At 54.0% G+C, this 6,907-nt stretch carries 5 protein-coding genes; 2 read left to right on the top strand and 3 right to left on the bottom strand.

Annotated features, from left to right (window positions below):
• Positions 1-140: 140 nt before the first annotated feature.
• The 3 genes from MKD50_RS30795 to MKD50_RS29740 form a co-directional block, all read right to left on the bottom strand.
• Positions 141-374, bottom strand: a complete 234-nt coding sequence (locus MKD50_RS30795; RefSeq protein WP_012354716.1) for a transposase — start codon at positions 372-374, stop codon at positions 141-143.
• A gap of 715 nt (positions 375-1,089) precedes the next feature.
• Complete coding sequence (locus tag MKD50_RS29745) at positions 1,090-1,857, bottom strand: hypothetical protein (RefSeq protein ID WP_012354717.1); 768 nt, start codon at positions 1,855-1,857, stop codon at positions 1,090-1,092.
• Positions 1,858-2,022: 165 nt separating this feature from the next.
• Positions 2,023-3,504 (bottom strand): aldehyde dehydrogenase, encoded by a 1,482-nt coding sequence (locus MKD50_RS29740; RefSeq protein ID WP_012354718.1) that lies wholly within the window; start codon positions 3,502-3,504, stop codon positions 2,023-2,025.
• Positions 3,505-4,400: 896 nt separating this feature from the next.
• Between MKD50_RS29740 and MKD50_RS29735 the strand changes: the two genes are divergently transcribed.
• Positions 4,401-5,126 (top strand): IclR family transcriptional regulator, encoded by a 726-nt coding sequence (locus MKD50_RS29735; protein WP_012354720.1) that lies wholly within the window; start codon positions 4,401-4,403, stop codon positions 5,124-5,126.
• Positions 5,127-6,177: 1,051 nt separating this feature from the next.
• Positions 6,178-6,765 (top strand): helix-turn-helix domain-containing protein, encoded by a 588-nt coding sequence (locus MKD50_RS29730; protein ID WP_012354721.1) that lies wholly within the window; start codon positions 6,178-6,180, stop codon positions 6,763-6,765.
• Positions 6,766-6,907: the final 142 nt, after the last annotated feature.

Raw genomic sequence — 6,907 nt, 5'->3', positions numbered from 1 at the left:
TTAAGAGCTGGTGAAGGCGGGCGACGCCCCCAACTCAGGCCATTGGCGCCCATGGGCCAGTAAAGCTTTTCGGCAATCTTGTAGGCCAGTGCCACCACGACGTCCTTGAGGCGCCGCTGCAGCATGGGCAGTGCCCGTGCCTAAGGATATCTGGTGCGCGTGAGCATCGTTTGTCCTGCGTTGACCACCTGTCGTCGCAGAAGCGTTGCCGCGCGCTTGCTGATGTGCCCAAGCGATACATGACCGCCGTGCCGGTCTGTGCCGGAATAGCCGCAGGCTTGCGGCGAATGCCCTGCCTGTGCGAGTGGCTGGGCAGAGAATGGTGCGACCAAGGCAGTAGCGGTAATAGGGCCCAAGCCGGACATCTGGTCCACAATCTGCGCGGCCGGATCAGACCTTAGCCACTATGTAGGTCACGCGCAACCAGTAGGATCTTCTATTCATCGAATTCGCCAAGCGCACGGACTTGCCGCTCCAGCGCCGTGTCAGCAAGAGCGGTACGACGCGAGCGAACTACGGCCCAGCGCTCTTGGCCCGGAAGGACAGCGTACCGAAGTGCAAGCCTCACCCCAGCAGCCCCGGCATTTGGTTGCTCTGCCGGGTACGCGTACTCTCCTCCACCTTGAGTGTTGGATCCAGTTCTCACTCTGGCACAGCGACGCCGCCGATCAAGCGAGAGCCCCTTTTGCCTTCGAGGCTTTGGCTTAGCGTTAGATGGGCGGTTCATTCCAACTCCCCTCATCCGCCCCGATTTTGAAGAAAACCTGCCGTGCACTATCGAAGCATGCGTCGCTTCGATATCATTTTTTTGCCTCACACGGAAAATGAATAGATGGAAGACAGACTAGCTAGCCGCAACGACTAATGTTCGTCATGATGATGAAAAAATTTCCCATCAGTTTGTCGCGATCGATTGGCCTAATAATTGGGTTACCCCCGGAGAACGGAACAGGCTTACAGCTAATATAGCGGCATGCTTAGTCGGAATATCTGGCTCATTTTGAATTGGTCTATGCCTAACCGCGCATTGGCCTTTGGTTGGTCGTGAAGCTAGGCGTGTCAGCAATGATTTCCTTATACATCTGTACGTCACATCTCAAAATCCTCCTTCGCCAGCCATTGGCTAATGTATCCTCCCAGTGCCTTCAGAAGGGCATCAGAGCACATACCAGCGGAACCGGCTAATGCAGGGCAAAGCACGAGCTGCGTGCCTGTGTCGTCGTAGACATGAAGTATTCGGACCTGGTCCGCCGGCTTCAGAGTGTGCTCTTTATATGAAAGCCCGCGCATACCGAAGGCATGCACATAATCATCTTCATGACGCTCGCCTAGACACACCACCACCTTCGGCTGCTCGCGCCGACGTAACGCCTCGATGAAGCGAAAGCGTCCTCCATCACGGCAAAGAGACATGTAAGCGACTTTCGAAGTGAGTTCAGGTTGCATGCTAAAGCGTCGCCTCCAGCTCTGGCCATCGTCTGTACGAATTGGGAGCGGAAATAGGCTGAGCATGAATTCCCAGCCTTGCGGTCGGTACAGAAGATCTGAAAGATATTTCTTCCAGTCACCACCATCTTCGTCGCCAAACAGCACCATTTGACGAGCAGCTGACATAATACGAGCGATCCGCTGATGTGTCTGCCACCGGACTATCGCCGTTGCATGCTGAGCTCGAAAGGCGGCGTCCCAAGCTGGACATTCAAGCTTCGGCATCAGAGGCGAGACTAGCGATATGCAGCCCCTTCTCGGCGAATAATTGCAAAACCAAACTGCAGCGGACGGGTTTCCTCCTTCCATGCCGAGAAAAGACGCAAAATAGCTGCCTAATTGCTGGCGGGTAAAAGCGTTTGTGGTCATGATTCAGCTTCGTGATGGCCCTGTTAGAGTTTACCATTAGCTTCAAAATGAAAAAATATCGCGTCACCTAAACGATCAACAAAAAAATCGATATTTTTGTTTTCTCCCTTTATCTTACCCTCATTCCCTATGTATAGGCCAATTTCCTACTGCGGGGCCAATTTGCTACTGCATATTTGCGCTGACTTTCTTAGCCGGCGTCCCTGCCTTAGTTGAAACCCAGACACTTTTGGTCTCGAGGAACTCGCGCACAGCTTCGATACCGTTCTCACGGCCAATACCGGATTGCTTCATGCCACCGAAAGGGAGGTTGAAGCTCATCGCGCGATAGGCGTTAATCCACACTGTGCCGACCCTGAGCGCCTTTGAAACACGAAGCGCCTTGGAGATATCAGCTGTCCATACTCCGGCGGCGAGCCCATAAATAACATCATTGGCGATCCTCACTGCGTCCGCTTCGTCATCGAAGCCCATGACCGAGAGCACGGGGCCGAATACCTCTTCTTGCGCGATGCGCATGTCGCTCTTTACGTCGATAAAAACGGTGGGCTGTACAAACTGCCCACCAGAGAGATCCCGCATAGCCTCACCTCCTATTACACAGCGAGCACCTTCTGACTTGGCGATGTCGATGTACCGCAAAACCTTTTTATACTGCTCCGGTGTTGCTAGAGGACCGATGCTATTCTCCGGTGCGTTTGGATCACCGATTCGCGCCAATGCAACCATGCTGACAAGTTGATCGACGAAAAGGTCCTTGATACTATTCTGCACCAGCAAGCGGGACCCTGCCACACAAGCTTGACCGGTCGCTGCAAAGATCCCCGACACAACTCCACTTACTGCCTGTGCGAAGTCGCAGTCTTCGAACACAATATTGGGCGACTTGCCACCTAATTCCATTGAAACCCGTTTCATAGACTTTGCAGCAGCCGCGTATACCTTTGCCCCGGTGGCATCCGATCCAGTAAAACTCACCTTGGCGACGTCAGGATGTTCCACCAACGCAGCCCCGGTCTCCGGACCAAATCCAGTGACAACGTTGAATACTCCACTCGGGAAGCCGGCGTGCTGGGTTAACTCCATGAACTCCAGTGTGCTCGCCGAAGCAAATTCTGATGGCTTCAGGACCACGGTGCAGCCTGCTGCCAAGGCGGGCGCGCATTTCATCGCTACGAAAAGCAAAGGCGAGTTCCAGGCCGTCAAGGCACCGACCACGCCAACTGGCTCGTGGGTCGTAAAAGCAAAGGCATCGGACCTATCCAAAGGAACAACAGCGCCTTCTATCTTGTCAGCTAGGCCGCTGAAGTACCACCACCACTCCGACTGCGACCGAAGCTGGTTCAGCACCTCAGTCATCACCTTGCCATTGTCCCGTACCTCAGTTTCTGCCAGGCGCTGGGCGTTTTCAAGGACCAGATCACCGAGACGTCGCATTAGTTTGCCGCGCGCCGTGGCTGTCATCATCGCCCAAGGTCCCGCCTTCAGGGCACGCGAAGCTGCCGCTACCGCGATATCAACGTCTTCCTTTGTAGCTCTAGGGATGCGTGCCCATACCTCGCCGGTGTACGGGTTGACCGTATCGAACCACTCCAGTCTTACTGGATCGACGTAACGGCCGTCGATGAACAATTTATAGCGTTTCATTTGAATCCAAACTCTCCTTTTTTAATGAGCATTGGGTCGGTATTACATTTCCATTATTCGACAGCGCCTTGCTATGGTCCACAGCACCGCAAGTGCGTCGACTCAATTCTTGCTTTTGCTCGCATTCATGCGTCAAGCACATCACCCGACGCGGATGATTGCCATCGATTGGCGCTTAATGACCTCGTTCCCATCTGCAATTGTTTTCTGGTCGGTGCCGGCGGGAACCTGTTAAACAATGCCCCCAGTCTGCAAAGGCTTTAGGAATCAACACCTCCAACGCCCGAACGGCTGGCAAAGCTTGATCATGGAGCGATCGTAACCCTTTGAGGAAGCTACGTCAGTTCACGGTGTGATCCCGAAGGGTCAGTCCAGTTTCCGACTCAGTCACAAAAGATTTACGGCACCTCCGCCAGCGCTGTCGGACAAAATGTGAGATTTGTCGGGATCGCTCCAGTCAGGCTTACCAGAATCCGTTCCGGCTTTCCTTTGGTGCTAAGTACCGAATGCAGCCTGAAGGGCCCTACGCGCGTCCATAGTGAGGCCATCGGCCCACAAGTCTGCAGAATGCAAGCAAGAAAAGCCACGGCGTGTAAAACATCAACCGCAAACCTCATTGATCAGCGATTCCCTTCAAGATCGTTGCCACACATTTTGTAGGTTCCTTTGCAAGCTCGCTCCAGCGCTTAGCTTCTTCGCTCATGAAGGTGAGCACGAAATTTGCTGAGTGCGTGTCGACAGATAGCCTCAAGCCATGGCGCCACCACCCTTCTACCTAAATAAGAGCGTCATTTTGTTGACACGGCAAGTTTTTTCCGTATGTAATGATGACGACTTGATTCAGTTTAAGGTACCGCCTTTACGAGGTCAACAGCTGTATCTCTCTTTATCCAACGATGCCACGCAAGCCACAAAACACATCAATTTCTGACCAAAATTCTGCGCCCGGAGGTGCCTCAAGTGTGGACCGCGCTTTGTCCTTGCTTGACGTGTTCACACCACAATTTGCTTCGCTCTCACTGACTGAGATAGCGAAACAGACAAGGCTATATAAAAGCACCGTACTGAGGTTGCTAGCCTCCTTGCAACACAAGGACTATGTTCAACGTAAAACAGATGGAACCTACTGCCTCGGCCCACAAATCGCGCGTCTTTATGCAATCTACGCGTCGTCATTTTCGCTCGAAGAAATCGTTATGCCGGCGCTGCGTGAACTCACAGAAAAAACCAAGGAGAGCGCTGCATTTTATGTACGACAAAAGGAGTTCCGTCTCTGCCTCTATCGAGTTGACTCCCCACAGCTGGTTCGCGATCATATACGGGCGGGTGAGATTCTCCCAATTGATCGCGGCGCTGGCGGCCGCGTATTGCTGGCCTATTCCGGTGCGCAAGGGGAAATCTACGATCGGATTCGTAAAGATGGCATTGCTATGCTAGTCGGAGATCGCGTACCGGTGCTCAGCGGCATATCAGCTCCTGTTTTCAATGCTGCAAGAGAACTCGCTGGCGCCGTCACACTTACAATGCCCACGTCTCGCTATTCGGAAACTTTTGCGAAACCCGTACGCGATGTGGCAATGAGTATCTCATCGAGATTGGGCGTCGCCGACTTTAACGAATGATGGCACTGAGTCCCTCACATTCCCTTTTGAGAAAATGCACTGGCGTGCGAAAGAGCCCGTGACCTCTGAGTGTAGCCGATCAGGCGATTCGATACGGAACCTCACCATCACCCATGGAACTGTAGGATCATTGTAATGGCATTCACGCGGAAGCGCGCGCGAGATCCGGCGTTCTGTATGTTTTAAGCATTCAGTTCTTTCGGCGCGATCTGAGCAACTGCTTTCGTGCACGATTGACGTTGCCTTGACGACCAACAACGCCTCGCTCGGGACATTTCGTCCAGGGACTTGGAAAGCGCGCTGAGCGAGAAGCGTGAAAGTCAAATGGGCCACGCCAGCGATGATGATGAAGGCGGGTCATCGACTCGGATTCGATAGGTGTATCGACATACAACTTACGGGCGCCACGGAAATTGCAGTATTTGAGAAGGCAATCAATCAACCGGCTGACGACGGCCCCAACACGGAGGAAGCTCTCATGCAGGGGTATGCGGCATCGATGGATGCCGCCGTATGCTGCGGGTCACTTCATCAGCCGTAGCGCAGTGGTTTTGCTGAAGATCGAGATTCGCGAGCTGCTTAAATTTCGCCACTCAGCCATAGGGACGCCCCGAGAGGCGTTGATCTCTTACGACTGACGCGCCGTCCGTGCAACGGAGTCGCATAGCGAAGTAGCGAGTTGCAAGCGCCACTCAGTACCGGATGCCAACGAAATGACATGGCGGTACAGTCATACGATGGGTGCTGAAATCCACAATAGTTGTTTGTCGAACGGCTCAGGACATGCGTGAAACCAAAGTCTTCCGACGTTCGGCGGGGGGTTAGCATTAGTGCAATGCTCAGGGATTTGTTGCAGAACAGATGACCGAATCTGGGGAGGAACCCTCACTTGACAGAAGCAGAGCCAGCTTGTGCAGGGAAAGCCGAATAGGTTTACTATAGAGGACGATAGAACACCAAATAGCCCCAGTGTTTAACCGCCACACTTGGCGAGGCCGATTTGCAACCTAGGACAGAAGGACGCGATCGCGAGGTCGGTATAATGGCGGCCATGATTGATACCTCCTCCTCTTCCACCCGGTCGCCTGTGGACCCAACAGGCGCGATTTCAGCGCGCGTGCGCATCGAGCGCGAATCGCGAGGCTGGTCAATGGGCGAACTCGCTGAGCGCGCCGGCGTGTCAAAGGCCATGATCAGCAAGATCGAGCGTGGTGAAGCGAGTCCGACCGCAACAGTCCTGGGTCGGCTCTCCGGAGCCTTTGGCCTGCAGCTCTCGATGTTGCTGGCACTGGCCGAACAGTTTGGCAATCGCCTTTGCCGTGCCGCCGATCAGCAAGTCTGGACCGATCCCGAGACTGGCTATACCCGACGCGCGGTGTCGCCGCGCAATGGTGGCATGCTGGAACTCGTGGAAATCATGCTTCCAGCCAATGTTCGGATTTCTTACCCGTCATCGGCCTTCATCTTCCAGCACCAGCAGATCTGGGTACAGCAAGGGACCCTGGTGTTTGAGGAAGGTCAACTGGTACATGAGCTAGAAGTCGGCGACTGTCTGCAACTCGGTCCTCCCGCACCATGCACCTTCATCAATCCTGGCAACAACCCGTGCATCTATCTCGTTGCGTTGGTCAAGCGCTAGGGAAGTGCTTATGTGGACGCCTCCCGGATAGCAAGCTCGATTTGACATGGTGGTCGACAGGTAGAGGCAGCACGCTTATGTCCGGCCCGTTTGTTGCAGGCCTTAAGGCCTGCTGGCCCATATGGAATTCGCTGACGAGGTC

It is taken from the genome of Cupriavidus mimosae, assembly GCF_023952485.1.
Taxonomy (GTDB): domain Bacteria; phylum Pseudomonadota; class Gammaproteobacteria; order Burkholderiales; family Burkholderiaceae; genus Cupriavidus; species Cupriavidus taiwanensis_C.
This window is presented reverse-complemented; position numbering and strand designations above follow the sequence as displayed.

Bases quoted from the DNA above. Each gene is read 5' to 3' on its own strand.
- MKD50_RS29745 (WP_012354717.1), bottom strand. From the start codon at position 1,857: ATGACCACAAACGCTTTTACCCGCCAGCAATTAGGCAGCTATTTTGCG.
- MKD50_RS29740 (WP_012354718.1), bottom strand. From the start codon at position 3,504: ATGAAACGCTATAAATTGTTCATCGACGGCCGTTACGTCGATCCAGTA.
- MKD50_RS29735 (WP_012354720.1), top strand. From the start codon at position 4,401: ATGCCACGCAAGCCACAAAACACATCAATTTCTGACCAAAATTCTGCG.
- MKD50_RS29730 (WP_012354721.1), top strand. From the start codon at position 6,178: ATGATTGATACCTCCTCCTCTTCCACCCGGTCGCCTGTGGACCCAACA.